Here is a 25,974-nt window from a genome sequence, read left to right on the forward strand (position 1 = left end):
GCTGCCCGGCTCGTCGCAGCGGATCCATCGCGAGGCGGCCGCGCCCGCCGCCCCACCGCCCGCCCCTTGGTCACCGAGTTCCTCGATCGCGTCGCCGTTACCCTGACAGCTGCCGTGTGACCGGGATAGTCTCCGTGAGGATCCGATTCGGGATTCGCAGTCACCCGGGAGCATCCGATGATGAAGGCTCTGGTTACCAACGGGGCAACCACCTCTGCCCGATCCGTGCACTATGCCTCCGGGACTCCCGGTGATTTGCGTTGGGAAGGTACCGCACTGCTGCGCGCTGGCGTGCTGGCCTTCGGCGGCAGCATCGGCCCCACCGCACTGCACGCCCACCACGCCGTACAGGTGGTCGCCTCGTGTACGCCGGTGGTCGTAGTGGACGCCAGCGGCAATCGGCATCACGGCACCCATGTCATCGTGCCCGCCGACGCACCGCATCGCATTGCCTCCGGCGCCGAACGCGGCACCGCGATCTATCTCGACCCCGAATCCGTCGCGGGTGCGGCGGCCGACCGCAGGGCCCACAACTACGGTTGGGCCGATAGCGCACATTCGCTGCCGATCGATCCGGAGCGGGAAACCCTGGCAGAACTGGTCGCCGAGGTCGTCGACGATCTCGAGCGCGATGATTCGCACAATATCGAGCAGGGCCGCCACGAGGCGGTCACCGAGGTGCTCGAGCTACTGCCGTCGCTGATCGGCGACGGACCGATCCGCGGCGCGGAGGTCGCGCGTCGGGTCGGCATCTCCGCCACCAGGCTCACCCACCTGTTCACCGAGCAGGTGGGAATTCCATTGCGCCCGTACATACTCTGGCTCCGACTACATGTGGCGATCTCCCGCGTCCGCTCCGGCGACGACCTCACCGCCGCCGCCCACGCCGCCGGATTCGCCGACAGCTCCCATCTGACCCGCACCTGCCGCCGCACCTTCGGTCTGCCCCCGTCGGCCCTGAGCCGCCGCGTCCAGTGGGATCTCGGCGACGCACCCTAGTTCGACCGAATCGTTCAAGTGATCGCGGGCGTCGCCGACCAGGCTTGGCCCATGACCACCGTTATCCGCACACCTGTACAGCGTCTGGCGCGCTACGGGTACGTGCCCTTCCTGCTGATCGGTCTCAACGGCATCGGCATCGCACTGAGTTCGATTGGTGCGCCGAAGTTTTGGCTGTTGTTGGTGCTCGCGGTCGCGATCATCGCATCATTTCTGGTGGAGCGGGTGATCCCGTACCGGGTCGAGTGGAATGACAACCTGAACGACACCCTGCGCGATCGCATCCACGCCTTCGTCAATGAAATGCTCATCCTGTTCAGCGTCGCCGCGATCCCGTTGCTCGCGGCCATTGTGCCCGCGCCCGGCATCTGGCCGACATCGTGGCCATTCCTGTGCCAGGTCCTGATCGCCATCCTGGTCGCGGACCTCGGCATCACCCTGGCGCATGTGGCCAGTCACAAGATCGGATTCCTGTGGCGCTTCCACGCCGTGCACCACAGCGTCAAACGCTTCTACGGCCTCAATGGCCTGATGAAACATCCACTGCACCAGACCGTGGAGATGGCCGCCGGTGTCGCACCACTCATCCTGATCGGGCTACCGTCCAATGTGGCTGCCGCCCTTGCCCTTTCGGTGGCGATTCAACTGCTGCTGCAGCACTCCAATGCCGACTACCGCGTCGGCCCGGCCAAATACCTGCTGGCGCTGAACGAGGGCCATCGCTTCCATCACCTGAAGTTCGCCGGTATCGGCGATGTCAATTTCGGCCTGTTCACGCTGATCTGGGATCACCTCTTGCGCACCTACTCTTATGACCCGGCGCGGCGCTTCGGCACCGACGACCTCGGCATGGCCGCGAAACCCGATTACCCGACCGCCTACGTCGACCAACTCGTCTACCCGTTCACCGCCGACGGCGGCTGCGAAATGTAGCCACTACGTGGCCGCTCGATGCCGCAGGAACCAGGTCGTGGATTCGCGCTTGCACAGCAGCACGATGATGGCGAACGACAGGCACAGGCCCGTCAAACCCGCCAGCGGGCCGACGGCCATGAGGCCGAGGCACAGGAATCCGGATACGGCCGCGAGCGCAACACCGACCACCTGTACGGTCCGGCCTTCCATGCCGAAGGCGCAGGCGACACCGCCGAGCAGCCAGGCGGACAGATAACCGAAGGCGATCGCACCCCCGAGATCCGGATTCCCGGTGATGATCGAGACGGCGATCAGTGCCCCACCGAGTCCGGCAAAGAACCACGACAGGGCTCGGGCCAGGCGAACCGATGGAGGCATGATCTCCGGTGATCCCGCGAAACCGTAGTGGCGCGGGTCGTAATCGGCATATTCGGAACTCGCCGGATCATCGGAGAAAGAGTCGTACGAATTCACGGCACTGCTCCTTCGATAGATGAGGACATCATCAATTCGGTGAGCGCCCGGTCACTATATCGCCGGGATGGGTCGACGGCCGGTAGGCTCTTGGCATGTTCTCGCGGGTACACCTGATGGCGTTTGCGGTGCTCGCACTCGTCGTCCCCGCATTCGCCCTCACCGCGACTTCGGCGAATGAACCGGCGGCACTGGCCGTCTTCGGCGTCATCGCCGCATCGCTGGCCCTGACACTGGTCGCATTGCGGAGCCCGCAGCGTCTGCGGTTGGCGCTGGCCCATTCGGGTCCGCCGCCTTCGGCGCAGCGCCGCCGCCGGGGTTCCTTCCTACGCCAGAGCAATCCCGACACCGCGGGACGGCCGCGCCCCCGAGCACCCGGATCGGCCGCCGCGTAGCGACTGCTCGCCGGTCGCTGCGTATCGCCTGGTCTTCAGGCGATTCGGCCGACCATTCCCATCGACGTGCGCACGTTCGCACAGTCAGGTGCTCCCATGCTCGACTTCATCTACTATCCGGTGTCCGCCATTCTCTGGGTGTGGCATACCGCCTTTGCCGCCGTCCTCGGCCCCGCCAGTGGCATCGCCTGGGTGCTGGCGGTGATATTCCTGGTCATCACGCTGCGCGCCGCGCTATTCCTGCCGTTCCTGAGACAGGCACGCAGCCAGGCGATCATGCAGCGCCTGCAGCCGCGCGTCAAAGCCATTCAGCAGAAATACAAAGACGATCCACGTCGCAAGAACACCGAAATCCAACAGCTTTTCACCGACAACGGCGTCAATCCCTTCACCAGCCTGATTCCGGTGGTCGCCCAGATATTCGTCTTCATCGGACTGTTCCATGTGCTGCGCTCATTCGACCGCACCGGCACTTTCGACTACCTACCGGTCGGCCGCACCGCGACCATGACGGCCGAACAGAACGCCGCCACCGCGAACTATCTCTTCGGCCCCACCGATGTGCAGTCGTTTCTGCACGCCGATCTGTTCGGCGCGCCGCTGTCGGCAACGCTCGCCGGTGCGGGCGAATTGCTCTCGACCGTGGCGATCGTGGCGCTACCACTGATGCTGATCGCCGCGGTCGCAACGCATTTCACCGCACGCGCGGCAATGGGACGCCAGACCGGGACCACGGCGGTTCCTTTCATGCGCACCCTCAGCCTGTGGGTGTTCCCCGCCGCCGCCATTGTCGGCGGCTCGATGCTGCCGGTGGCGATCCTGCTGTACTTCGTCACCAACAATGCATGGACGCTGGCGCAACAGCATGTCGTCTACCGGCGCCTCGATGCCGAAACAGTCACCGAGGCAACACAGGTCGACGCGCGCCGCATTGCCGCGGCCCCGAAACCCGGTGTGAAACCCCAGCGGCAGCGGCGGTAATAAATCGTTCGCGCGCCCCGGTCGCGAAGCCTATGGTTGTCGAAGATCGAGTCAAGGGGCGCACCGGAATCTCCGGCTCGCGTTCCCCGTGTCGGGCTCGGTCTCGCACCTGGCGAAGGGCACAAAGCCTGGATGGGGTTCGATTCCTCTGCGATGCCACCCGGTTCCGGTCGGATACGGCAAGCGGCTCTGCGGGCTCGGCGGCCACGGCCGCGGGACGCCCCCGCCGCGGCCCCGTGACCGGAATCGGGTGGCATTCGAAATAACAAGGCAGACAACGACACACGCTGCGGGAGGAGTGAAAAGAATATGTACACGACGGTCATGGCATGGCAGCAGACGCTGCTGTACCGCGACGGCACACTCGAGCGAGTACTCGAGCCGGGACGCCACCGCTACGACGACAAGCGCTGCACGCTGATCGTGGTGGACATGCGCCCCCGGCTGCTGACCGTCAGCGGCCAGGAACTGCTCACCCGCGACGGACTCGCGCTGCGGGTCAGCTACGCGGTGAACTGGCAGGTCACCGATCCGGAGCAATTCACCACCGGCGCACAGTACCCGGAGCAGGTGCTCTATGCCGCGGTGCAGGATGCCGCACGCCGGGCCGTCGCGGGCCACACCCTCGACGACCTCGTCGCCGACCGCGGGCTGCTCGTCGGCGATCTCGTCGAAATCACCACGGCGGTGACCGGACTCGGTGTGCGCGTGGACGGGGTCACTGCCCGTGACCTGATGTTGCCGGGTGAATTGCGCAGGGCAGCACTGGAAACCGTACTCGCCAAGGAACGCGGCCGCGCCGACCTCGAACGGGCCCGTGCGGAGGCGGCCGCGCTGCGCTCGCTCGCCAATACCGCACGTCTGTTGGAGGAGCACCCGGCGCTGCTGCGGCTGCGCACCCTGCAGGTCGCGGCCACGCCGGGCGCGCAGGTTGTGCTGGATCCGCGCGAGCGCGCCTGAGGCGCTATCGATGCCGAAACCCCCTGCCCACTGGGACAGGGGGTTTCGATGCTTCGGCCGGGGCTGCTACGCCTGACGAGCCTGCAAGTAGTAGCTGGCCGACATCGCCTTCAGCGCCTGCCGGACAACCGGTGGCGCCCACCGCGCCGAGGGATCGTTCTGCACCACCGGATCGATGAGCAGCACGACCGTGCGCTTGGTCTCGAGCTCGAAACCGCCTGCGGCCGTGATGTTCTTGACCCAGTCGGTCCCACTCTTGGCGCGAATTCGCCCCCACTGACGGGCTAGATCACCGCACCGACACCCGCTGCGCACCCCAGCACGCCGACCTGCGATTTCACAGGTTAGCGGGGTGGTCGCTGTGAGTGAAACACTGCCTGAGCTCGACAGCCACGATCATCCTCGCACCGGCCCGGTGCCCAGCGCGTCGAGCACACCCATACCTGCCAAAACAGGTCTGCCGCTGCCGCGCCTGCGTCCGCACCGAAACTCCCAGGCGTGCTACACGGTTCGCCGCATCGACTCCGTCTCGGCTGTCTACGGTCTTTCGGTCCTGCCGAGGCTGGGTTGGGCTGGCGGCGACCGGCTGAAGTGGGAGGTCCGAGGTGGTTTGATCCTGGTCACCCGCCCGGAACCCGACGCGCCGATCTCGCGCAGCGACACCTCGGTCATCTTGGCCAAGGGATACCTGCACATCCCGGCGCAAACCCGCTACGCCGCCCGCATCGAGCGCGGGGACTGGGTGCTGCTGACCGCCGGTCACATCACGGGAGTCCTGGCGGTCTTTCCGCTCCTGGCCGTCGACGAAGCCATCCTGCCCCGAATCGACGCGGTCCTGGGGGTGCGCCCGTGATGACAGACCATGTCATCGATACCCGCGCAGGGACCGTCGAAGCGGCACGAGTGCTGTTGGCGCAGCTGAACCTGACTCCCGAGGATCTGCTGGCGGCACCGAGTGTCGCCCGACGCGTGCCGACTTTCGGCGAGTACATCCCCGTGGTGGCGGCCTCGATGCCCCCGGGCAGCAGTTCCCTGCGGACATACCAGTCGTACTGGGACAAGATCCTCGCTTACGGCTGGTCACAACGGCGGCTCGATGAGCCGACGGTCACCGAACTGAAGACGATGATCGAGCACTTCCGCACGAACCGGCAGGTCCGCAGCAACGACAGAGGCGGGCGCGGGGTCGTGGACCATGCGATCACCGTGCTGCGGTTCCTGTATCGCCGTGCCGTCGATGACGGCTACATCCATCGCGACGACGACCCCACCACCCGCTTGAACAAATCCGCGGCGGTGCCCTCCTCACGGCGGGCGTTGCCGGATCAATTGCTGCGCTGGATCATCGACGCCGCCGACACGACCGGCAACGACCCCGACCTCGACAGCCTGATCATCCGCCTGCACATCGAAACCGCGTGCCGAGTCAAGGGAGCATTGTCCTTGCGGCCCGAAGACCTCGATCCCACCCAATGCCTGATCCGCCTGCGCGAAAAGCGGGGCACCACGCGGTGGCAACCGGTGTCGCCAACCTTGATGAACGAACTGCTCCACCATGGTGCCGAGCGCGGCGCGGCGCCCAGTGCGCAGCTACTCCGCAACCGAAACACCACACCCATCAACGCAAACCGATACGACCGCATGTTCCGGCGGATCGGAGAACACGTTCCCGCCGTGCGGGTGCAAGGAATCACCGCGCACTGGTTCCGCCACACCACCCTGCGTTTCGTCGAACGCAACTTCGGTAAAGCGGTCGCGAAAGCCTATGGCGGGCACTCCGATCGATTCAGCAGCGCCAACGACATCTACACCACCGCCAGCATCGAGGAGGTCGCCCGCGCGCTCGTCCTGCTCACCGGCGAGCCGCACCCACTCGCGGAATCCGGGGATCTGTTCTGGCAAGAACCGGAAAAGACACTCGCCGGGGTCACCGACCGCGACCCCAGACCCCAACCCCATGCCGCACCGCTGGCACTAGCTCCGGGAGTTGTCTCATGACCACACCAACCCCCGATCTTGCCGACCGCATCGTCGCGGCGTGTGCGCGGATCCCGTTGCAGCACAGCCCCGGTCGGAATGGGTCAGCATTGGCGCGACGTTGACACTCTCGTCCCTTCAAATGAATTCCTAGCTTCTGTACAGATCGGTGCGCCGCAACGAGCTTGCTCGCCACGCTCCCGAACGGTTCCGCGACCGGACAACCACTGTCTCCTGATGCCAGGTTCAAGGTCCTGAGATCGCTGCTCCGCGCGGCGCATACACCTAGCGTCGACATCGGCCGTCAATTCGCGGCGGCCGTGCGGGCTGATGACGGCTTTCAACTTTGCGAATTCCATTTCAATCCATTGCATTTCGTTGTCGACACTGGCGTACCCATCACCTCTACCGATAGGCGCGGCCCGACGCGTGTCGGAGGTAATCCCACCCCGAAAGGACGAAGGTATGGATCAGCTCGCTCCCGCCTCTCGACACCGGATCGTTGACGGTGTTGGATACCCGAAAGAGTCTTCATCGCAGCTACCAGGACCACGGACTTGCCGCTCCACCGCTACGGCTCGGGAGGGGAAACCGCGTATGGACATCGATCTCACGTGTCCGCACTGCCAACAACTCGACTTCGCCCAAAGCGTGCCAGCCGTCCACGTCGACGGGATATCGACCAGTTCCGGGACGGACTTCTACTCCGGCGTCGGAGTGGCCTCCACCGGGCTGGTACCAGTCCTCGGCACCGCGACCGTCGAGCGAACTCACACCACCGCGTTGGCTCGCAGTCTCGCCCGCGAGCCTGCTCAGCGGCCGGTAGCGCGGGTGACCGTGCTCGGCCTGCTACTGTCGCTGCCCGCCATGTTGGTGGTCCTGATTGGGATTGCCTCCCTTGCTGCGTCGCATGAAGCGACGAATGTGGGCGAATTGGCTGGAGCAGCCCTGTTTGTTGGCGGGATCGCGTCACCAGGCTTGTTCGTGCTCGGTATCGCGGTGTTCCGCGGCCACTGCAACGCGCGCATCTCGCGCGGGCGCCGCACCGCTCACGCTGTTTGGCAGGCCGCGTTCTACTGCCATCGCTGCGGTTTGGTGTTCTGGCCGTTCTCTCCGACACCGGGCATTCCTGCCAAGCACGCGTTCACACCGCAGCACTTCCGCTCGATTGTGTGGCACGCCGGTGGCTACGCAAACATCTGAACCGCCCTCGATGTGACCTGTTCAAACGCCTCTGCATGGCAGTGCACACCCAATGTCATTGCCCGCTCGGTAGCCTGAGTGGCGGATGATCATCGCCTGCATCGGCGGGTCCCTACTGCGCAGGTGGGCGATCGTGAGCTGCGAGGTAGTGCGTCCAGTCCCGGGCGGCGAGGGCGCTCCAGCAGTGCGCGGCGGCCTGCTGTCCCAAAGCCCTTGTCGAAGCTGTCGCCGACACGCAGGGAACCTACCCGTGGCCGACCGATCTGACCTACGCCGCTCCGCCGAACAACCGCAGCGATCTCCCCTTCGCCTTCGCGCATCATTCAGGTTTGGTCTTCGCCTGTCTGCGCGGGCTGTACTGGCGTACGGCCCTCGACGGTTGCGGCTGGGTCGCTGACCTGTTGTGGCCGCTGCTGCCGACTGGGATCGGCAGGAACGTGGCGAGGACGCTCGGGGTGCTCGGTCGGTGTGGCGGTAGATGTCGGTGATGCGCCCAGCGAGGGCGTACCGCGGTGTGCGCGTGCGGTGGTGATGAGCTGGCGGGCTTGTTTGGTGCTGATCTCGAGCAGTTCAGCGACGTCGTCGTCGGTTTGACCGTGATCACGGATCACCGCAGCGGCCTCGGCCTGGTCGGCGCGGTGGCGTGAGATCTCGCGCGCGGTGCGTGATTCGACCTCGCTGATCTGCTGCCGCAATGCCTCGATCTCGCTGTCGCGCTTGGCTTCGCACGCGGTGATCGCCTGCCAGTCGCTGAGATACCGCTTCACAGCCTGCTGGATGGATCGCTCTCGCTGACGTGCCAGCGCTCGACGTTCCTGAATACGGAGACGAGAGCGTGCCAGTCGTTCAACGACTTCCGGGGAACGATCCATCCGTGGGGACCGCTGCGTGCGACGCGACGACATGGCCGGCCTCCTGAAATCTTCGGGCCCGCCTACAAATTCTCCCACCCTCGATCCTACGCGCGACGTACTCGCGGCACTTCGGGTTCTGTACCCATGCAGTGTCCTGCCCCCATGTATCGGCCAACGCGCTTTCACCTGGGCTGTCAATCCGATTGCTGCAAAGGAGTTTTCCGGTGCGCTCTGTGTCCGATCTGTTCTATCCCGACTGGCCAAACACCCACCAACCCCACCATCGCCCCGACGAGCCGGTCCCGTGACCTCCGCCGACCAACTGCCCCGGCGAGGCGAACGTCTCTCCCACGCTCAGCAACTGCTGCTCCCGCGCGAACAGGTGGATTTCGCGCTCGCGCCCGGACCGGACCTGCTCAGCTACGACCAGTACGTCATCAGTATCAGTGGCGGCAAGGACAGCCAGGCCAGCCTCGATGTCCTGGCCCATCTGTTCTACGAGGCACGAATCCTTCACCGCGTCACCACTGTCCATGCCGACATGGGACGCGCCGACTGGCCGGGCACCGCAGCATTGGCGCGTGAGCATGCCGAGCATTATGGGCTGCGTCATGAGATCGTGGCTCGTAGTGGCTGTGATCTGCTCGATCGTGTCGCCGAACGCGGGAAATGGCCTGACCGGGGACGGCGTTGGTGTACTTCGGATTTCAAGCGTGGACCGATCCGACGGGTGATCACCATCCTCGTCGCCGAATCACGGGCGGCGGGAGTCACCGACCGCCCGATCCGTGTCCTCAACATCATGGGCCACCGCGCTCAGGAATCCCGCGAGCGCCGACAGCAGGCCCCGTTCATTCATGAGCCTGGCACAACGTGCCTGTGCTCGGCGTGCAGTGCCAAACGGGCAGTGGGACAACCACCTAAGACCAGCTTCTCCAACAGCCGACGCATCGTTGATTCCTGGCTACCGATCCATTCTTGGAACCTCGAAACCGTCTGGTCACGTATCGCCGTCGCGGGCACGCGCCCACATCCTGCCTACTCCGCCGGTTTTCCCAGGGCTTCGTGTGTGTTCTGCATCTTTTCCTCGCGCAGCGGGCTCGTGCGTGCGGCGCAACTGCAGCCGGAATTGGCGGCTCAGTACGCCACGGTCGAGCAGAAGATCGGCCACCGATTCCGTCTGGATGTATCCATGGCCGAGGTCGTCGCTGAAGCCACGGCCAACACGACGACACCCGCGGTCGCCGACTGGCACCCCTGACCCAGATCCGATCTGACGAAAAGGAGTGACACCAGATGTTGGACGATGTCGATGGATTGTTCACTCTGCCTTCGCTTTTCGATGACGGCGCGGTGCCGGTCTGCTGGTCCTACGGGCTCGGGGTGGAGAGCACCGCGGCGATTGTGCGGACGTTGTTGGATCCGGGGTTCCGGCCACCCCAGTTGCGGGAGGATCTGTCGAATCTGATCGTGATGGTCGCCCAGACCGGCGATGAGTGGTCCGGCACATGCGATCTGGTCGCCGAGCATGTCTTACCTTTGCTGGCTCAGCGGCGGGTGCGGCTGGTCGAGGTCGCGCGAGCGGGTCCGAGTACCGCGGACGGGATCGTGGTCTTGCAGGACACCTGCACACCGCTGCGGCTGCATCCCGACCCCGACGAGCACGACTTCTACCCGCTCAGTGCCGAGCATCGTCGCAACGGCGTCATGCCGACGTTGAGTGGACAGCGCACATGTTCAGCCAAGGCTAAGGGGCAACCGCTTGATGCTTGGCGCGCAACACATTTGGGGCACCAACCCTACATTCACGCGGTCGGGTTCAACGTCGATGAGACCCGGCGAATCGCCCGCGACACCTCGGTCACAATGGGTGGGCGGCGTCACCCGATCTATCCGCTCGCTGCCGCCGGCTGGTCGCGCGCACGCTGCCACGGGTATTTATTCGGGTTGTTCGGCGTGTGGTGGCCGAAATCGTGTTGCCGCCAATGCTGTTTCGTCTCGATGCCGAGCTGGCCCGACCAGCTCGCCCGCTACCAGGCCAGTCCCGGGGAGGCGTACAAACACCTGGTCGACGAATTCGTCACCCTCGCGTTGAACCACCGCTCCGGCCTGTTCGGGCCCGGCAAGTCGCTGCGAGACCGGCTCCGCGCCGACGGCGCGCACGAGGTCCACGCTCTCGCTGATACCGCACTGGATACGTGTGGGTGGGCGGTGTATCGGGTCCGGCGCTGCTACACCGCTGCGGCCCGCGCGTGGCGGTCCATCCAGATCGTGCACTGTAGCGATCGCGCCGGAACCGAGGCGTTCGTCGCCGGGCTGGCCGAGCATCTGCGGCTGCCGCTACGTACCGACGGTGAGCACACGCGCCTGTGGCTGACCACTGCGACCGAGGCCTATCCGCGGTTGGAGGAGTTCTATGTCGCGGCACCGGATTCTGTTGCCGATAAGGCGCGCGGGAACTTCGAGATCCGGTGGCGTGGCCACGCCGATCCCACGCTGCTGGCACTCGAGCACACCGCCGAGACATTCATCCCGTCAGCGTCTCTGCTTGCTGCCTGACTCTGCGGGGGGCGTGTCCGGCCCGTGGTGTCGTTTGCGAGCATCGGCGGCGATAAACACAGGCTTGCGCTGGTCTCCGATGGTCCATCGGGGTCAACTCACGGTGGCGGGCGGCCGATCTCGGCTACCGAAACCTTGTCCCCGCGTGGGGATCCGCGCTTTTGACCCGCTACCCCGCACTCTTTGCCCCACAGGCGGTTTCCGATCGTGGCTCGACCGAAAGTGATCATCGACTGCGTCGCCAGCCGCTGGCAAGGCCCCGACGAGCGGATCGTCGAGATCAGTCACTGCTGTGGTGGCGGCCTGATCAACATCCGCGCCACCAGCACCGGCCGACTGGTCATCGATCTGCACCAACTCGACGACACCGTCGAAGTCCACATTGACCGCCCATTGGATCGGGCCCGCGGTCGAGGCTTTCACCCGCGACGACCTGATCGCGACCGGGACACACGACTACATCCTGCCCGAAACCTCCCCAGCAGCCCGCTGACCTGATCCACCGCGCACGAAAGCCGGTGTGCCAACACACGTCAATTACATGCATTCATGCGCATGTTCAAACTAGCGAGAGAGGTGGTGGTGACGAATGGTGAAGATTTCCCATACCGCCGAGGAAGGCACCGTATTGGAGGGCACGGTTCGTGGTGATGGCACCTATGAAGTGATGACGGGGGTCAGACAGGCTGTGGGACATTGGCGATGGGCTCGTAGCCTGGGCATGTGGATCGTGGTGTCCTCGCGGGACCGCCAGCCCAAGCAGTTCGCCATCGACGCCGCCGCGAAGGCGTTGCACGAGGCCGGGTTCGAGGTCGAGGTCCGTGTCGATCCCACCGCGCGCCCAACCCGGCTCGCCGAAGGCGACCGCGCCGCACGCCAAGTCGACCGGGTGGAGGCGTTGCGCGACAAGGCATCCCGCAAGGACACGCAAGCCGCCGCTGCCGACGTGGCACATGAGCGTGCCTGCGAGGCGTTGCCACCGGGTGGTGAACCCATCAAGATCGGACACCACTCGGAGAAACGGCACCGGCGTGCAATCGACAAAGCATGGGATGCGCTGGGCCGGTCGGTGCAAGCCAACCGGGACGCCGACCGCGCCCATGATCGCGCCGACGCGGCGGCGGAAACCACCGATCACCGCTATGCCCCGTGCACGGTCGCCAATCGTATCGATACCCTCGAGGCCGAGCAGCGCGGCGATCAACGCATCCTCGACGGTCATACCCGCGTGATCTCACGGACCGCTGACGGGGAAGTGCAGTACGCCGAAACCCATGCTCCCGCCACCGGTGAGTACCGGGCGCGAGTCGTCAACCGGATGACCCAGCGCGGCGATGAGATCATCTACTGGCATCAGGTCCGCGATCAACAGATCGCCGACGGCCTGACCCCGGGCTGGGGACCCGCAGACTTCACCGTCGGCGATTTCGTGCGTGTCGGTGGCGGCGCGTGGCGCCAAGTCACCCGGGTGAATACGAAATCGGTGTCGGTGGTGAACATTCCGCAGCCGCGCGTACTGCTGCACACCATCGTGGGCAAGCTGAGCTGCTGTCGCCAGGTCACCACGGACTACACCGCGCGCTACCACGAGATCACTGCGGTGATAACCGAAGCCGAAGCTCGCCAACGCTTCCCAGATAGCTTCGATGAACTCGATACCGGCGCGCTGTCGGCGCGGCCGAAACGCCGGGGCGGTAAAACCAAACTCGACCACCACCGCGGCCCGCAGGCCGATCGCTGGTACTGGGAAACCGACGGCCTCGAATACACGGCGGTGTGGGCGCACCCGGAACACTGGTACGCCACCCCACCGGAACCAGTCAACGGCCCGGGGACGGTGCGGGTGAGCGCGCAGCGCCGCGAACCGGGCCGTTTGCACGGTGATCCGATCGAGCTGCCGGTCACCGAGTTCGCGGTGTCGGGGCCAGTGTGCTGGCCCGAAGAGGTCCACAACCAGGTCCGGGTCATCGTCGAGGCCCGCACCTACCTGCCCGCTGTCGCGGCCTGACCCTGTCAATGTCGCTCCGAACCCGCATGGGTGCGGGGTGGTTTCGCCGATACCGCAGAGGAGTTGTTCGTCATGCCCGCATTCGAACCAGCTGCCGCGACCAGCGCCGCCGAGTACCTCGCGCAGCGGCGCATCGTCGTGCCCCCGAACCCACACGCCTGGCGGCCGTGGCATATCTGTGGCGGCCTCGCCGATGAATCCAGAGCGGGCCGGTGAGCCGGGTGCCGGGGTTCGAGCAGTACAGCGCCGCGATGCGGAACCGGACGGCGGAGTTGTTGTGTTTCGAGGCCGTCGGCTACGTGCGTGGCTGGTGCGACGCGCGCGGGGTCGGCGCCGGGGAGGCGATCGACTTCGGGCATGCCTTCGCCGTGCTTGTCGCCGCGGGCGGTTCGCGCCCGAATATCGCTGACGCGTGGACGAATTGGTGCTGTGGCCGTGACATCGGCGCGGGCCCCGAGTTGGACCCCACCCGACCGGCGGTCTGCCCCTGAACCCGGCCGCGCCGGCTGCCTATCCACTCCCCGCATTCGCGGTTCGTCGTCGTGAGAAGGGATTTCGTCATGTCCGATACCGATCAGGCGACGCCGACCGACCGAGAGCTGGTGCGATCATGATCGAGTTCTTCGCCTGGAGCCTCACCCCACGCGCGGACACCGCCGAGGTGGCCCTCGTCACCGCGTGCCCGACCGCGGTCGCGGATTCGGTCACCGACGCACCGACGGCCCACACGCTGGGCCCGGAAGTCCGCGCTCGGGTCTATGCCGCCGTCCGTAACTGCGGCGCGCACTATCCCTCGGGGGCGTTCGGCCTGTACCGGCTCGGGAGCCAGGAGGCCAGTCCGCTGCACGATCTCGCGGTCGCCGTGGCCGTCGTCGCGGCTGCCACCAATCCTGGCTGGAGCGGTCTGGACCACGTCGTGTTCCTAGCCGAGCTTTGCCTGGACGGCAGGCTACGACCCGCCGACGCCGATACCGGTTCGATCGCGGCGATCACCACCGCGGTCACCGCCGCCGCGCAAGCCGGCTTCCGTTACGTCGTTGTGGCCGCCGAACACACCGCGCACCTGCCGCCCATCGAGGGCATCACCGTGCTCGGCGCGTCGACACTGCGCGAAGTTCTGGACTGGCTCTACAGCACCGCCGATCCGTCACCGAAGCCCGCCGGCAGATGTTCGCTGATGTGGCGAACACCATCCGGTCATCGACGAGATCACCGAGACCCGACCGATGGTCACCGAGATCACCGGTGACCTCACCGCGCGACATCGGCATTGGCTGGCCGAGCAACGCCGCCAGGACACCGCCCGCCCTCGAGGTCATCCAAACCCTGGAACAACTCGCATTTCGCCATCACGCTGCGGCCCGCGCCGAGGTCGACGCGTCCTGGGCGCTGGTGCAGGCATTACGCCAGCAGCGCTGAACCCTAGGGCGGCGACATCTTCGCTGCCCTCGAGGCCCCGTATCTGTCTGTCGGAGAGGAGCTTTCACCCATGTCCGTTGCTGCCTGTGTGCGTCACGCCGAGTTGGGGGATTTGGTTGGGCTGCTGAATGCTCAGCAGGCCACGAAGGTCGATGTCGTCGCCCCGGCGTCGGCGTTGCGTGCCAGTGATGGTCTGCTGCAGTTGTCCGGGGTCGAACCGGTTCTCGATGAGCGGGGTTTCACCCTCGTCGACGGCCTGTATCGGCCGACCGCCGCCGCCGACTCGCATCTCGGATCGAAGCTGAAAATCCCCGTCGGGTACCTGAAGTGGCTGCGAGAGCAATCGCGCACCGATCTCTACGACGCCAACATCAACGGCCTGCTGCATGGCTCCGACGACCCGCGCCTGCCCGGCGCGGCTGATGACCGGTCGTTTCTGCTGCGCCTGTTCACCTCCGGTGTCGCCGATGAGCCCGGGATCCTGCGGGCGGTGCTCTCGGATCGCTACGGCATCATCGACAACCTCGACGTCCTCACCGCCGTGCTGGAGGGCATCCGGGCCGCCGATGCCGATGTGTCGGTCCGCTCATGTGATCTGACCGAATCCTCCATGCACTGCAAAGTGTTCTCCCCCAAGGTGTCCGCGCTCGCGCCGAGTTTCCTGGCGAACTACCGGAGCCCGTTCGCCAACCCCGAACTCGAGGCCGAACGCCGCCGCGCCGCAGGCGAACTGGAGCGGTGGCGCCCGATCGCGGCCCGCGAAGGCCACGGCTACGCACCCGGTGCGGAACCGGTGGTATTCGCCGGGTTCCGGTTCTCCAACTCCGAAATCGGGCATCACGCCGTCACGTTGAAACCGGAACTGATGGTCGAGATCTGCGGCAACGGGCTCACCCTGCCGATGTTCGCCTACACCAAACGCCACATCGGGGACCGCCTCGAGATCGGCGGTATCGGTGGCTGGTCACAGGACACCTACCGCAAACGGCTGGCGGTGATCACCGCCGAGACCCGCGACAAGGTCACCGAATGGCTGTCGCCGCAGTTCCTGGCCGCCCGCGTCACCGAGCTGGAACGTCACGCGACCACTCCGGTCGCCCACCCCGACCGCACCATCGAAGTCGTGGCCAAGAAGTTGGGGTTCACCGAGGACGAACGCGCCGGGATCCTGTCGCACTTCATTGCCGGTGGTCAGCTCACCGCCGCCGGGATCGCCAACGCGGTCACCAGCTACAGCCAAACCGTCCCCGATGCCGACCGCGCCGACACCCTCGACGACCTTGCCCTGCAAGCGATGTCGCTCGTGTGAGCCACCGGGCGGCGGGCCCCGCACACACCCCCGCCGCCCGGCGTAGTCGTTGCTCTCCTTCATCCATCCCTGGGCCCTTGCACGGTCCCGACCTAGAGGAGGTTGTTTTGCGCATGCCCGAAACCCTGACTCTGACCCGCGCGGAGTTCGACAGCGCCGAACATTTCGGTGCCGCTGGCGTTGTCACCGCCCTGGGTGAGAAGACCGTCACCCGCTGGCGCGAGGAGCACCCGGACTGGAAGGGCAAGCACTGGGGCTACAGCGACCCCGACGAGCGCGGCGCACGGTTCCTGCGCCCGATCAACCTCGCACCCCGCACCAAGAGCTAGCCCACCCCCGCCGGTCCACGGCCCGCACCCAGTGGCCGGCCGCCCTCAAATTTCACAGCACTCATATCCGCCTCAGGCAGGCACCGACCAGTCCAAAGCTGGCCGGTGCCTGCCTGTTTCACGATAGGAGCCCTCCCTGATGACCTACGACACCGACACACCCACCCTCGACGCCGACACCATCTCCCCTGACAGCACCGACCTCCCCGCCACCGCCACCGCGGTCGTGTCCGGCGGCGTCGACTCCGAGCCCGACGACGCGGTGGCCGCGCCGTCGCCGCAGCGGGGGCCGACAATGGACCCGGGACTGCTGGACGTCGCGGACAACGTGCGCAAGAGCTTCCGCCTCGAAGACCATCCCGAGGTCACCGACTCCATCCGTGAGCACGGCGTGAAGAACCCGATCAAGGTGATCCGGATGCCCGACGGACGCCACGTCGTGCGCGACGGGCAGGTCCGCACCCTGACCGCGCTCGCCTTCGAACAGACCGAGGTGCCCGTATGGGTCACCGACTTCGACCCCACCGTGGACGCGACCGAAGCCGAGATCGACCGCATCACCGAACAGATCACCGTCAACGACCGCCGGATCCCGCTCACCGACGGGGACCGCGCGGCGGGCATCGCCCAGATGCTGGACCTCGGAGCCTCGATCACCCGGGTCGCGAAGGCGTTGCAAACCAAACGCGACGACATCAAACGCGCGGGCAAGATCGGTACCTCGGCGACCGCGCGCGGGTTGATCGACGAAGGACAGTACGACCTCGAGCAAGCCGCTCTCATCGCCGAATACGACACCCTCGGCGACACCGACGCCGTCGAACGGCTGATGCGCGCCAACCGCAACTGGTTCACCTACGAAGCCAACCGGATCGCGCAGGATCGCGCCGAGCGGCGCGATTACCTGGCCGCGGCACTGCCCTACGCCGAGACCGGGATCGGGATCCTCACCGACCACCCCGACACCGCGCAATTCAGCGACGACGGGCCACTGATGTTGGCCGCGGATCTCGTCGACGCCGACGGGGCGGCGGTCGACACCTCCCACATCAACGCCAACCCCGGCTTCTGGCTGGTGTGGTTGGAGCTCGGCGAGGCCATGGTGTGGGTCGAGGTCGACACAGGCGCTCTCGTCGACCCCGACACCGTGGACTGGGACACCCGCGAGCACCCCGATACCGAACCCGCCGACGGGCTGCGCCACGCCCGCGAGGTCGTACAGCGCGAACAGGTTCTCGCCGAATACTTCCTGCCCCGCGACCTGCTCGACGCCGCGGGTCTGCGGGAACACGAGGACACCGACACCGAAGCCACCGAAGCCACCGACACCGGCGAGGACAAGGCAGTCGAGGGTGACCAGCTCGCCGCCGCGCGCCGTGCCGCTGCGGCGCAAGCCGCGGCGCAGGCCGAAGCTGAGCAGCGGGAGAAAGAGCGGTTGGCCCGGCGGCGTGTCCGCGAGCTCAACAAGCAGGGCGTGGCCGCCAAGACCACCCGCACCGAGTTCGTGACCCAGTTGTTGGGGCGCAAGACCCCACCGGCGCAGGCCGCGACGTTCCTGGCCCAAGCCCTGGTCTTCAGCCCTGGGCTTCTCGGCGAATACAACGCCTTCGCCACCGCCGTCGAACTGCTCGCTGTCAACAGTGTGCGCACCCGCGACGAACTCCTGGCGAACCTGGAGACCGCGAAACCGGCGCGCTGCCAGGTGATCGTGCTCGCACTCGTGCTCGGTGCCTACGAGAACCGCGCCGACAAGGACCTGTGGCGCTACGCCGACCGTGGTGTGCGCCGCTACCTGAAGTTCCTGCGCGAGCTCGGCCACCCGCTCGTGCCCGTCGAACTCGCCGCTCTCGGCGAGCTCAACTCCGACGACATCGACATCGACACCCCCGCGACCGCACCCGACGAGCCGGAACAGGCCGAAGCCGCCTGAACGAACTTGCTCGACCACCCGGCATGCCGGTGCCCGGCTCGTTTCACCACCGCCCGCGCACCGGCACCCAGAGTGGTCGCCGTCCCTTCGAACATGCAGGAGGTGTTCATCCCGTGACCGCTGTCCTGGACCTGCGGGCGGTGGCCATCGCGGCCGCCGCCCACGGCTGGCCGGTATTCCCACTACGCCCGGGTGGGAAGAGACCGGCGATCAAGCGCTGGCCTGAACTCGCCAGCACCGACGAGGACCGCATCCACCGCTGGTGGGGCTACAACCCGCGCTACAACGTCGCGATCGCCACCGGCCCGGCCGGGCTGCATGTCATCGATCTCGACGCGCACCATATGAGCCCACCCGCGGCCGATCTCACCGAGGCCCTGGTCCGGCTCGGCGCCCATCTGCCCCGGCCTGCACCGCCGACGTTGACGATCGCCACTCCCGGTGGCTGGCACCTTTACTACCGCGCCCCGCACGAGCCGCTGTTGCGGTGCACGGTCGCACGCATCGGCGACGGCATCGATTCCCGCGGGCACGGCGGCTACATCGTCGCCCCCGGATCCCGTACACCGCACGGGGATTACACCGTGGCCGTGAACCGGCCGGTCGCCGATCTTCCCGAAATGCTGATCCACCAGATCATCCCGCCTCCGCCGACTCTGGCACCAATTGGCGGCCGGTCGAGTTCGGTGGCGGCGCATCCGGATTCGTATCTGGCGGCGATCCTGGCTGGAGAAGCCGAGCGGGTCGCCCGCGCACGGCTCCACCTGCGCAACCACACCCTGTTCCGATCGGCGTTGGTCCTGGGGCGGCTCGTGGCCGCCGACGAACTCAGCGAACACGATGCCCGCACCGTCCTCACCGACGCCGCCGCGGCCCACATCGGGATCGAGGACTTCACCGCTATCGAAGCCCACCGCACTATCAGCAACGGATTCCGTTACAGCAGCGCACGCCCCCGACGGCTGCGCCACTGAATCCCGGCCATCGGATCAGCAGCCATCGTGCCCGAGTATTACGTCCGCTGGGAGATCGACGTGAGCGCCGAGGATCCCGTCTCGGCCGCGTTCGCGGCATTCGATCGCTACCGTGCACCCGAGTCCAACACCACCGTCTTCGACGTCATCGAACCCGACGGCCACACCTACCGCGTCGACCTCGACGACCCGATCACACCACAGCAGATCAACACGCCCGCGCGCCCACGATGGCTCATTCGGATCATTCCCGCGCGGGCGCGGCGCCAGGCGCTCGCCTGATGCACCGAGACGTCGGCGCTCCTGCAGCCGTCCTCGTAACCATCCGAACCCCCACCCACCCGAACTCAGTCGAGTCGCGGTCAGCGCAAGCGACGGGCCGCACACCGATTTTCCTTGCCGCCGTCGTAGATCTGCCTATCGGCGGCCCCCGACACCGTCCAATACGGAAAACACGGACAGCGTGCCCGCGCCGGACTCGAAATCGTCTGTGCCGACCCATGCCTGCGTCCTTTCGCACACGCCGGGCCAGCTTCGAGCCGGAACCGCCGCGTTCTACACCGACAACGCTGCGACGGGCGCACCCACCACCTCCATCCGGAAGAAGGAGATGAAAACCTATGTCCGACAACACCGACGACGCACTGAGCCCGCCCAGCGACGCGTCCACCTCAGCGGCGGATCAGCAACACCGGGACCGTGCTGCGGCGGGGGCGTTGCATGTCGATGAGCCCGGGGAATTGATTGCCGCTGTCCCGGCGATGGTCGGGTTCACACCGCAGCGATCGCTGGTCGTCGCGGTACTGGCCAGCTCCCCGGATCCGCAGCGCGCTCCGATCATCGATGCGGTGGCGCGTTTCGATCTGGACCCCGCCTTCGGCGGTCGGCGTGGTCTGGCCGCCGCGTACGCGCGGTCAGTGGCGCAGATCTGTGCCGCCGCGGGCGCATCGGAGGTGCTCGCGGTGATCGTCGATGATCGGGTGCGCGAACCCCGCCGCACGCGCGGACACGACGCGGCGGGTATCGGAGGGTGGGGCACGCTCATCGCCGCGTTCACGCGGCGGCTCGCGCAGCAGGAAGTGTTCCTCGCCGGCGCTTGGGCCGTGTCCGCGATCGAGGCAGGCCAGCAATGGTGGAGTCTGCTGGAGGCGAATCATCGTGGGACGCTGCCGGATCCGGCGACGTCGCCGGTGACCGTGGCGCATGTACTCGCCGGTCGCCCGATCCGGCGCACCCGCTCGGAGCTGACCGACCTGCTCACCCCCGACACCGAACTCACCCAGCAGGTCACCGCCCACCTCGACGCAGCCCTCACCCAAGCGCGGCGACGCCACACGGCAGCGGTCCGCCACGGTGATCTTGACCGATACCAGCGGCGCGCACTCGAACTGGTGTTGTCCCAGATCGCGAACATCAACTCCGGCGCGGCGCTCACGGCCACAGAGTGTGCGGAACTGGCTGCGGCACTGCGTGATCGGACGGTGCGCGACACGCTGTTCGCCCTCGCGGTCGGTGACCACGCCGCCGCCGCGGAAAATCTGTGGATCGTGCTGGCGCGAGCCTGCTCGGGCAGCGATCGCGCCGACGCCGCAACACTTCTGGGCTACAGCGCCTACATCCGCGGCGACGGCCCCCTAGCAGGTATCGCCCTGCACGCCGCGTTGGACGCCGACCCCGCACATTCGATGGCGAGCCTGCTGGAGATAGCGCTGCGCACCGGCATGCGCCCGGACACGCTGCGCCGCCTCGCCCACTGCGGACTCGGCATCGCCGCCGACCTCGGCATCGACCTCGGCCCAGCCATCCGATGAACACCCACCGGCGGTGGCGGCCCTCCGGTCCCGACGACCGACGCGTCACCGCCTGCCCCGACCGCTCTCGGGCGCGGCAGGTGTTGCGGGTGACCGCGAACCTCGGAATCGGTTGGCGTTATAACGATCTGGGGTCTCAGGTGCGCGGCGGGTGCGGCGATGAGCGCTGAAGGCACGGTACCGCCCGACATCGACGCGACAGAGGTGGTGTTCCTGCGCCAACTCCTGGCCCGCATCGATGACAGCTTCGGTGACCGCACCCGCCACGACGAGCTCACCCGCATCCGGGATCTGCTGCACCAGCGGTTGAGCGTCCTCACCGATAGAGCACCGCTTGCCGATGTCGACGCCGATCCGGTGATCGCGTTGTTCGCCGTCGAACTGCACCGGCTGCGCCGCGCCGCCGCCACAGCCACGATCACCACCGTCGGCGGGCATCGCCACGACCGTGTTCGTGTGCATGGCGTGCACCGCCACCACACCGTCATCGGCCACGGCCGCAGTCGCGGGGTGTTGTTGCCGCTGTGGTTCGTCGAGTCAATCACACCCCACGACCAGCCCAAGGAGTGAGCAGTCATGCCCGAAGGAGCCGCCCGCATCATCCGCACCTGCCACGACCACCTCACCACCGCCGATCGGCTCGGCACGTGATCGGCGACGCCAGGGGTTTGGTGGCGTGGATCCAGGCCAACCTTCCCGAGCTCGACGAAGACCGCCACCATCCCTGGCAGGCGATCCCCGCCTCCCCGGGCGCGCTCACCGCCGGGATCGACATCCGTATCCACTCCCCCGGCGTCCCCGACCGCACCACCAACATCGCCCTGTCCGCCGAACCACTCGACCACCACCGTGGCACCAGCCGCGACGATTCGGCACCGGTGGTTCGGCGGCGCGGTTAGCCTGGTTGCGGGGTTCGGGGTCGTCGGGGGTTACGCACCAGAGCATTCGTCACCGCTGATCGATGCCGATGCTGCCCGCGTCAACACTCGATGTTGTCGCCGTGGCGCGAGAGTGGATGCCTCCCACCCCCTCCGGGAGCATCCACCTCCCCACTGCCGCTGTCCTTTTCACTTCCACCGCTGCCCCAACCCGTCGCGTCCAGAGGGGTGGCGTTCTACGTTGCGCTGTCTGGCCCGGGTCTCTCGCCGACGTCTCGGACCGCAACGGCTTTCCATGCCTTCGCGCTCACCAACAACCGGCGCTTTGCGAGTCGGCGGGCGGCGCTGATCATTGCCCAGCCCTCCGGTCAGCGTCCCCTCAACGCCGCAAGGGGGCCCGCCCATCGCGGCGGCCGATCCTGGCCGTGCCCGCACCCGCCACCACGGCCCGCCTCAGCGGGCTGTCACCGACTCATCAGCGACGAACCGGTCCGCGCGGTCACCACCATCACCCAGGCGATCGCCGCCATCGACGCCGAAACCGACACACACCACCGACCACCGCGCCACGCCGTGGTCGCACACCACATCCCCGCCAACAGTGAAGGAGCACAAGCATGGCCGGAGACACCGTTATCACCGTGATAGGCAATCTGACCGCCGACCCCGAACTTCGTTTCACCCCCAATGGTGTCGCGGTCACCGATTTCACCGTCGCCTCCACACCCCGCTACCGCGACCCCAACACCGGCGAGTGGAAAGACGGCGAAGCGTTGTTCCTGCGCTGCAACATTTGGCGCGAGGCCGCGGAGAACGCCGCAGAGACGCTGACCCGCGGAGCACGGGTCATCGTCACCGGTCGGCTCAAGCAGCGACGCTGGCAGAGCGCCGACGGCCAGAACCGCACGAGCACCGAACTCGAAATCGACGAGGTCGGACCGTCACTGCGCTACGCCACCGCGACGGTCAACCGCGTCAAACGCGCCACCAACAGCGACAACGGCTTCGGGCGCTCGGCAGCTCGCCCCAACACCGATGACCGGTCGGGGGAACTGGTCGGCACGGCAGCAGCCACCGGCGGCACCGACGACCCATGGGCGGTGAACGGCGCGCGCTCCTTCGGCGGTGGATCCCGTAGCACCGAAACGCCGTTCTGAACACCCTCCACCCGATAGCGGTGCCCGGTGATCGACCTCAGCCGCCGGGCACCACACACCCGCGACTCGATCCCCGCTTGTGTTCATCCCACCCCACCCACACCAGGAGACGCGATGCCTTCCACGAACATTCTTACCGCCGCACCTGTGACCCGGCTCGGGGTCGGTGATCTGGATCGTCTACTCGACGACGAACGCGATCCCCACCCCTACTACGCCCAGCTCGCCGACGCCGTCGCGGTACCGATCGGAGACGAACTCGCACCGTGGGCGCGGACTCCCGCCCGCGAACCCGGCGATGATCTTCGCATGCACGCGATCGCGACCGACGCCACCGACGTCGCTCGCACCACACCACAGGCGGTCGCCGCACGCCGGGCCCGCCGCACACCCCGCCCGGTCACAGCGGCCGTGGATCTGCGACACCGCACCCGCGACGCCGCCCGCCGACAGTCCGCCGAAGCCGAGATCGACGCCTACTTCGCCGACCGCGACCCGCTGGCGGCCTGACACCTCGGTTCGGCGAAGGACACAGTCAACAGGAGCAGAAGGGGTCGGGTGGGGTGTCCGGGGTGCCCGCCTTCCCGAGGGCTTCGAGCGCCGCGGGCGCACCCGCGCAAAGTCGCGCCGTCGCGGTGAATCCTCCCCGCACATGAACCTGCTCCGGCACGTTCAGGCCGCCGTCGCGTCGCCGCTGATTGCGTGAAGCTCGGGTGTGGCGGTGAGTGAGGGCTGACCGTCTGGCCATCTGCCCCGCCTTCCGAGTGCTACCAGGGTGTCCTCCCGCCACGTCTCCGGGCCCGCGCCCCGCCCGTCACCGAATTCGCCCGCGCCGCGCCCCAGCCAGACGCGGCGGCCCGGTGGCCAGCGCCCGCGAATTCGGTGCCGCCCGACCCGGCGCGTTCCCTCCGCCGTGTCGGGCTCCCACCCTGGTCGGCCGCACTCAGGCGGGTCAGACGACCAGCCGCCCAGCCCCGTGCCGGGGTACGTGCTCGTGCGCGTCCGGTGCGGGGCCGAGCTGTCTCTTCGACGACTGAACAGGAACCGTGATGACCGCTACGTTGAGCAATCCCGACACCGCGACTGTTTCTCCGTTCGCCGACGCGCTCGGTGAGATCGAATACCTGCTCGAGGTCGACCCAGACACCGCGCGTGAGCGTTTCACTCACGTTTTGGCCCTGGCCACCCCGGCCGAACGCGAATTCCTCAACCGCGTCGCCGAGTTGCTTACTCGCGCCCCCTACAAGGTCGCCGCCCGCCGGTTGGGATGGATGGCCAAGAGCCGCCCCGAACTCCGCGAGATGGTCATCAACCACACCGCCGACGGTGACCCCGGCCTCTACCGCCCCGAACTCCCCCCGCCCAGCGACACCTCGATCGAGGCCGCCGAATGGGTGCGCCGCTCCATCCGCGAGCGCCGCAACCGCGACCGGCTCACCGCCACCCCGTCGGCGGCCACCGACGCCGCGCGCCTGCGCCCGGAGGCCATCGCCGCACGCCGCGCCCGCGTCCCCGCACCCGCGCCGGTCAGTCTGCGCCACCGTGGCCGCGACCTCGCCGTCGCCGAACGCCGCGAGCACCAGTGGGCCGGCTACGCGGCGCAGCGCCTGTATGGGATCGACACCGCACCGGACACCGACCGCACCCCACCGGTGCCCGAACCACGTAAACGAGCCGACCTGCTGTGGGCGCACGTGCAAGCCGACCTGTGGGAGCGCAGCTACTTCCTGCACATCGCCCACTGCTACACCGAAGCCGACCGCTACCTGCTCGCCCCCGAAACACCCGAGCGCCACACCGGACACGACGACCGCTACAAGGGCCTCGACGACGCGGCACGGGAGTTCCTGCGCGAGCACAACACCGAACCCGAACCGTGGTCTCGTGTCCGGCAGGCTCACGCCCGCCGCAACCGCTCCCAGCTGCCGCCGCAGATCACCCCGGCCGACCAGACACGCTTCGCCGCACGGCGCACCGGCCTCCCCGTCCCCGACGATCGCGACGAGTACCTGCCCTACACCGAACTCGACGTCACCGAATCCACCTGGCAGGGCTCGGGGTTGGACTACGACCTGGCCGCGATGACGCCGTATCTGGGGTGGCCGTGCATCAACTGCTGGATCGACCGCGCCGCGGCCGACCGCCGACCCCTGCACATCCGCGACGGGCACCCCGTCAGTGACGACGGTCTATGCGATGTGTGCCGCGCCGACGGCCACCCCGGTATTCCCGCGCTGCCCGCTGGGTTCGGCCTGCGGTCCTACGTGGAGTCCCGCTGCGCCCACATGTCCGCCACCCACCGGCAACAGGCGCGGGCGATGCTGGACCGCATCCGGGCCGCCGCCGCGAATACCGGACCGACCTGGCGGCTGATCACGCGCTGGATGGCGGGCAACCTCGACCAGCCCGCACCCGCGCCGCGCCGCGCCGCCGCCCGCCGCCCACGCCGCAGCTCGGCACTGGGAGCCGGGCAGCGCATCGGCCGCTGCGACGCCTGCGCCCGAAACGGTGTCGTCCACGCCGACAACTACTGCACGGGCTGCCGGATCGACCTCGGCTTGGTTCCCGCACGCACCCGCGCGGCCTGACCCTGCCTCGGCCCCTTGTTCGCCGGTCCGCCGCAGTGCCGACCTTCCCTGCGGCGGACCGGTCCACCAACCCCCGAAGCACAGGAGCACCCTCATGCACCAACTGCCCACCCGAGCCCGCCAGATTCTGCGCGCGCTGTGTCAGGCGCAGCACCTGGGGACCGGATCACACGATCCGGTCCCCAGGCTCTCCTCCACCCGGCCGCCCCTACCCCTTCTACCGCACGCACTCTTCCACCACACATCCCCACAAG

General features: G+C 67.3%; 30 protein-coding genes. 27 read left to right on the forward strand and 3 right to left on the reverse strand.

Annotated features, from left to right (window positions below; translation table 11 throughout):
- The first annotated feature begins 180 nt into the window (after positions 1-180).
- Together ACQP2D_RS24000 and ACQP2D_RS24005 are read left to right on the forward strand one after the other, a co-directional pair.
- On the forward strand, positions 181-999 hold the full coding sequence (locus tag ACQP2D_RS24000) for a helix-turn-helix domain-containing protein (RefSeq protein ID WP_433678157.1): 819 nt from the start codon (positions 181-183) through the stop codon (positions 997-999).
- Between the two features lie 51 nt (positions 1,000-1,050).
- Positions 1,051-1,932, forward strand: a complete 882-nt coding sequence (locus tag ACQP2D_RS24005; protein ID WP_433678158.1) for a sterol desaturase family protein — start codon at positions 1,051-1,053, stop codon at positions 1,930-1,932.
- 3 nt (positions 1,933-1,935) lie between these two features.
- Here the strand turns inward: ACQP2D_RS24005 and ACQP2D_RS24010 are convergent, their stop codons facing one another.
- Positions 1,936-2,388: a hypothetical protein gene (locus ACQP2D_RS24010; RefSeq protein WP_433678159.1), complete on the reverse strand. Its 453-nt coding sequence runs from the start codon at positions 2,386-2,388 to the stop codon at positions 1,936-1,938.
- A 95-nt stretch (positions 2,389-2,483) separates the two neighbouring features.
- Between ACQP2D_RS24010 and ACQP2D_RS24015 the strand changes: the two genes are divergently transcribed.
- The 3 genes from ACQP2D_RS24015 (at position 2,484) to ACQP2D_RS24025 (ending at position 4,724) form a co-directional block, all read left to right on the forward strand.
- Complete coding sequence (locus tag ACQP2D_RS24015; RefSeq protein WP_433678160.1) at positions 2,484-2,783, forward strand: DUF6412 domain-containing protein; 300 nt, start codon at positions 2,484-2,486, stop codon at positions 2,781-2,783.
- Positions 2,784-2,879: 96 nt separating this feature from the next.
- Positions 2,880-3,764, forward strand: a complete 885-nt coding sequence (gene yidC / locus ACQP2D_RS24020; protein ID WP_433678161.1) for a membrane protein insertase YidC — start codon at positions 2,880-2,882, stop codon at positions 3,762-3,764.
- 309 nt (positions 3,765-4,073) lie between these two features.
- A complete protein-coding gene (locus ACQP2D_RS24025; RefSeq protein WP_433678162.1) occupies positions 4,074-4,724 on the forward strand; it encodes a slipin family protein in 651 nt (216 codons plus the stop codon).
- A gap of 66 nt (positions 4,725-4,790) precedes the next feature.
- Here ACQP2D_RS24025 and ACQP2D_RS24030 read toward each other — a convergent pair whose 3' ends face one another.
- Positions 4,791-5,039, reverse strand: coding sequence for a hypothetical protein (locus ACQP2D_RS24030; protein ID WP_433678163.1), 249 nt, complete (start codon positions 5,037-5,039; stop codon positions 4,791-4,793).
- Between the two features lie 46 nt (positions 5,040-5,085).
- Between ACQP2D_RS24030 and ACQP2D_RS24035 the strand changes: the two genes are divergently transcribed.
- From ACQP2D_RS24035 to ACQP2D_RS24045, 3 genes are all read left to right on the forward strand, one after another.
- On the forward strand, positions 5,086-5,577 hold the full coding sequence (locus ACQP2D_RS24035; RefSeq protein WP_433678164.1) for a hypothetical protein: 492 nt from the start codon (positions 5,086-5,088) through the stop codon (positions 5,575-5,577).
- Positions 5,577-6,722: a tyrosine-type recombinase/integrase gene (locus tag ACQP2D_RS24040; protein WP_433678165.1), complete on the forward strand. Its 1,146-nt coding sequence runs from the start codon at positions 5,577-5,579 to the stop codon at positions 6,720-6,722. The genes ACQP2D_RS24035 and ACQP2D_RS24040 overlap by 1 nt, the downstream gene beginning before the upstream one ends.
- A 576-nt stretch (positions 6,723-7,298) precedes the next feature.
- Positions 7,299-7,904, forward strand: a complete 606-nt coding sequence (locus ACQP2D_RS24045) for a hypothetical protein (RefSeq protein WP_433678166.1) — start codon at positions 7,299-7,301, stop codon at positions 7,902-7,904.
- A gap of 323 nt (positions 7,905-8,227) precedes the next feature.
- On the opposite strand, the gene ACQP2D_RS24050 is transcribed toward ACQP2D_RS24045, so the two are convergent.
- Positions 8,228-8,671, reverse strand: a complete 444-nt coding sequence (locus ACQP2D_RS24050; protein ID WP_433678167.1) for a hypothetical protein — start codon at positions 8,669-8,671, stop codon at positions 8,228-8,230.
- A gap of 391 nt (positions 8,672-9,062) precedes the next feature.
- Here ACQP2D_RS24050 and ACQP2D_RS24055 point away from each other — a divergent pair, with 391 nt between their 5' ends.
- The 19 genes from ACQP2D_RS24055 to ACQP2D_RS24145 all read left to right on the forward strand — a co-directional run bounded on the left by ACQP2D_RS24055 (position 9,063) and on the right by ACQP2D_RS24145 (position 25,720).
- A complete protein-coding gene (locus ACQP2D_RS24055; RefSeq protein ID WP_433678168.1) occupies positions 9,063-10,019 on the forward strand; it encodes a phosphoadenosine phosphosulfate reductase family protein in 957 nt (318 codons plus the stop codon).
- Positions 10,020-10,054: 35 nt separating this feature from the next.
- On the forward strand, positions 10,055-11,317 hold the full coding sequence (locus tag ACQP2D_RS24060; protein WP_433678169.1) for a hypothetical protein: 1,263 nt from the start codon (positions 10,055-10,057) through the stop codon (positions 11,315-11,317).
- A 207-nt stretch (positions 11,318-11,524) separates the two neighbouring features.
- The gene (locus ACQP2D_RS24065) at positions 11,525-11,815 is read left to right on the forward strand and encodes a hypothetical protein (protein WP_433678170.1); all 291 of its coding nucleotides are present in this window, start codon (positions 11,525-11,527) and stop codon (positions 11,813-11,815) included.
- Between the two features lie 91 nt (positions 11,816-11,906).
- Positions 11,907-13,325, forward strand: a complete 1,419-nt coding sequence (locus ACQP2D_RS24070; RefSeq protein WP_433678171.1) for a DUF3560 domain-containing protein — start codon at positions 11,907-11,909, stop codon at positions 13,323-13,325.
- A 72-nt stretch (positions 13,326-13,397) separates the two neighbouring features.
- Positions 13,398-13,541: a hypothetical protein gene (locus ACQP2D_RS24075; RefSeq protein ID WP_433678172.1), complete on the forward strand. Its 144-nt coding sequence runs from the start codon at positions 13,398-13,400 to the stop codon at positions 13,539-13,541.
- Between the two features lie 35 nt (positions 13,542-13,576).
- The gene (locus tag ACQP2D_RS24080) at positions 13,577-13,816 is read left to right on the forward strand and encodes a hypothetical protein (protein ID WP_433678173.1); all 240 of its coding nucleotides are present in this window, start codon (positions 13,577-13,579) and stop codon (positions 13,814-13,816) included.
- A 119-nt stretch (positions 13,817-13,935) separates the two neighbouring features.
- Positions 13,936-14,574: a magnesium chelatase domain-containing protein gene (locus ACQP2D_RS24085; RefSeq protein ID WP_433678174.1), complete on the forward strand. Its 639-nt coding sequence runs from the start codon at positions 13,936-13,938 to the stop codon at positions 14,572-14,574.
- The gene (locus tag ACQP2D_RS24090; RefSeq protein ID WP_433678175.1) at positions 14,571-14,744 is read left to right on the forward strand and encodes a hypothetical protein; all 174 of its coding nucleotides are present in this window, start codon (positions 14,571-14,573) and stop codon (positions 14,742-14,744) included. The genes ACQP2D_RS24085 and ACQP2D_RS24090 overlap by 4 nt, the downstream gene beginning before the upstream one ends.
- A gap of 70 nt (positions 14,745-14,814) precedes the next feature.
- Positions 14,815-16,053 carry a hypothetical protein gene (locus ACQP2D_RS24095; RefSeq protein WP_433678176.1) on the forward strand — a complete coding sequence of 413 codons (1,239 nt, stop codon included), beginning with the start codon at positions 14,815-14,817 and terminating at the stop codon, positions 16,051-16,053.
- A 113-nt stretch (positions 16,054-16,166) separates the two neighbouring features.
- Complete coding sequence (locus ACQP2D_RS24100) at positions 16,167-16,382, forward strand: hypothetical protein (protein WP_433678177.1); 216 nt, start codon at positions 16,167-16,169, stop codon at positions 16,380-16,382.
- 139 nt (positions 16,383-16,521) lie between these two features.
- On the forward strand, positions 16,522-18,312 hold the full coding sequence (locus tag ACQP2D_RS24105; RefSeq protein ID WP_433678178.1) for a ParB/RepB/Spo0J family partition protein: 1,791 nt from the start codon (positions 16,522-16,524) through the stop codon (positions 18,310-18,312).
- Positions 18,313-18,425: 113 nt separating this feature from the next.
- Complete coding sequence (locus ACQP2D_RS24110) at positions 18,426-19,286, forward strand: bifunctional DNA primase/polymerase (RefSeq protein ID WP_433678179.1); 861 nt, start codon at positions 18,426-18,428, stop codon at positions 19,284-19,286.
- A gap of 27 nt (positions 19,287-19,313) precedes the next feature.
- A complete protein-coding gene (locus ACQP2D_RS24115) occupies positions 19,314-19,568 on the forward strand; it encodes a hypothetical protein (RefSeq protein WP_433678180.1) in 255 nt (84 codons plus the stop codon).
- Between the two features lie 338 nt (positions 19,569-19,906).
- Positions 19,907-21,097, forward strand: a complete 1,191-nt coding sequence (locus tag ACQP2D_RS24120; protein WP_433678181.1) for a DUF4192 domain-containing protein — start codon at positions 19,907-19,909, stop codon at positions 21,095-21,097.
- A 159-nt stretch (positions 21,098-21,256) separates the two neighbouring features.
- Entirely contained in the window at positions 21,257-21,667 is a 411-nt protein-coding gene (locus ACQP2D_RS24125; RefSeq protein ID WP_433678182.1) for a hypothetical protein, read from the forward strand.
- 77 nt (positions 21,668-21,744) lie between these two features.
- Complete coding sequence (locus tag ACQP2D_RS24130) at positions 21,745-21,996, forward strand: hypothetical protein (RefSeq protein ID WP_433678183.1); 252 nt, start codon at positions 21,745-21,747, stop codon at positions 21,994-21,996.
- Positions 21,997-22,592: 596 nt separating this feature from the next.
- Positions 22,593-23,132, forward strand: coding sequence for a single-stranded DNA-binding protein (locus ACQP2D_RS24135; protein WP_433678184.1), 540 nt, complete (start codon positions 22,593-22,595; stop codon positions 23,130-23,132).
- A gap of 114 nt (positions 23,133-23,246) precedes the next feature.
- The gene (locus tag ACQP2D_RS24140) at positions 23,247-23,642 is read left to right on the forward strand and encodes a hypothetical protein (protein WP_433678185.1); all 396 of its coding nucleotides are present in this window, start codon (positions 23,247-23,249) and stop codon (positions 23,640-23,642) included.
- A gap of 539 nt (positions 23,643-24,181) precedes the next feature.
- Positions 24,182-25,720: a hypothetical protein gene (locus tag ACQP2D_RS24145; RefSeq protein WP_433678186.1), complete on the forward strand. Its 1,539-nt coding sequence runs from the start codon at positions 24,182-24,184 to the stop codon at positions 25,718-25,720.
- The last annotated feature ends 254 nt before the right edge of the window (positions 25,721-25,974 follow it).

It is taken from the genome of Nocardia sp. CA-119907, from assembly GCF_050955995.1.
In the GTDB taxonomy this organism is placed as follows: domain Bacteria; phylum Actinomycetota; class Actinomycetes; order Mycobacteriales; family Mycobacteriaceae; genus Nocardia.

Coding starts and splice junctions, on each gene's coding strand:
- ACQP2D_RS24100 (WP_433678177.1), top strand. CDS start 16,167: ATGCCCGAAACCCTGACTCTGACCCGCGCGGAGTTCGACAGCGCCGAA.
- ACQP2D_RS24000 (WP_433678157.1), top strand. CDS start 181: ATGAAGGCTCTGGTTACCAACGGGGCAACCACCTCTGCCCGATCCGTG.
- ACQP2D_RS24075 (WP_433678172.1), top strand. CDS start 13,398: ATGCCCGCATTCGAACCAGCTGCCGCGACCAGCGCCGCCGAGTACCTC.
- ACQP2D_RS24120 (WP_433678181.1), top strand. CDS start 19,907: ATGTCCGACAACACCGACGACGCACTGAGCCCGCCCAGCGACGCGTCC.
- ACQP2D_RS24135 (WP_433678184.1), top strand. CDS start 22,593: ATGGCCGGAGACACCGTTATCACCGTGATAGGCAATCTGACCGCCGAC.
- ACQP2D_RS24080 (WP_433678173.1), top strand. CDS start 13,577: ATGCGGAACCGGACGGCGGAGTTGTTGTGTTTCGAGGCCGTCGGCTAC.
- ACQP2D_RS24060 (WP_433678169.1), top strand. CDS start 10,055: ATGTTGGACGATGTCGATGGATTGTTCACTCTGCCTTCGCTTTTCGAT.
- ACQP2D_RS24025 (WP_433678162.1), top strand. CDS start 4,074: ATGTACACGACGGTCATGGCATGGCAGCAGACGCTGCTGTACCGCGAC.
- yidC (WP_433678161.1), top strand. CDS start 2,880: ATGCTCGACTTCATCTACTATCCGGTGTCCGCCATTCTCTGGGTGTGG.
- ACQP2D_RS24105 (WP_433678178.1), top strand. CDS start 16,522: ATGACCTACGACACCGACACACCCACCCTCGACGCCGACACCATCTCC.
- ACQP2D_RS24005 (WP_433678158.1), top strand. CDS start 1,051: ATGACCACCGTTATCCGCACACCTGTACAGCGTCTGGCGCGCTACGGG.
- ACQP2D_RS24140 (WP_433678185.1), top strand. CDS start 23,247: ATGCCTTCCACGAACATTCTTACCGCCGCACCTGTGACCCGGCTCGGG.
- ACQP2D_RS24040 (WP_433678165.1), top strand. CDS start 5,577: ATGACAGACCATGTCATCGATACCCGCGCAGGGACCGTCGAAGCGGCA.
- ACQP2D_RS24045 (WP_433678166.1), top strand. CDS start 7,299: ATGGACATCGATCTCACGTGTCCGCACTGCCAACAACTCGACTTCGCC.
- ACQP2D_RS24145 (WP_433678186.1), top strand. CDS start 24,182: ATGACCGCTACGTTGAGCAATCCCGACACCGCGACTGTTTCTCCGTTC.
- ACQP2D_RS24125 (WP_433678182.1), top strand. CDS start 21,257: ATGAGCGCTGAAGGCACGGTACCGCCCGACATCGACGCGACAGAGGTG.
- ACQP2D_RS24095 (WP_433678176.1), top strand. CDS start 14,815: ATGTCCGTTGCTGCCTGTGTGCGTCACGCCGAGTTGGGGGATTTGGTT.
- ACQP2D_RS24085 (WP_433678174.1), top strand. CDS start 13,936: ATGATCGAGTTCTTCGCCTGGAGCCTCACCCCACGCGCGGACACCGCC.
- ACQP2D_RS24070 (WP_433678171.1), top strand. CDS start 11,907: ATGGTGAAGATTTCCCATACCGCCGAGGAAGGCACCGTATTGGAGGGC.
- ACQP2D_RS24015 (WP_433678160.1), top strand. CDS start 2,484: ATGTTCTCGCGGGTACACCTGATGGCGTTTGCGGTGCTCGCACTCGTC.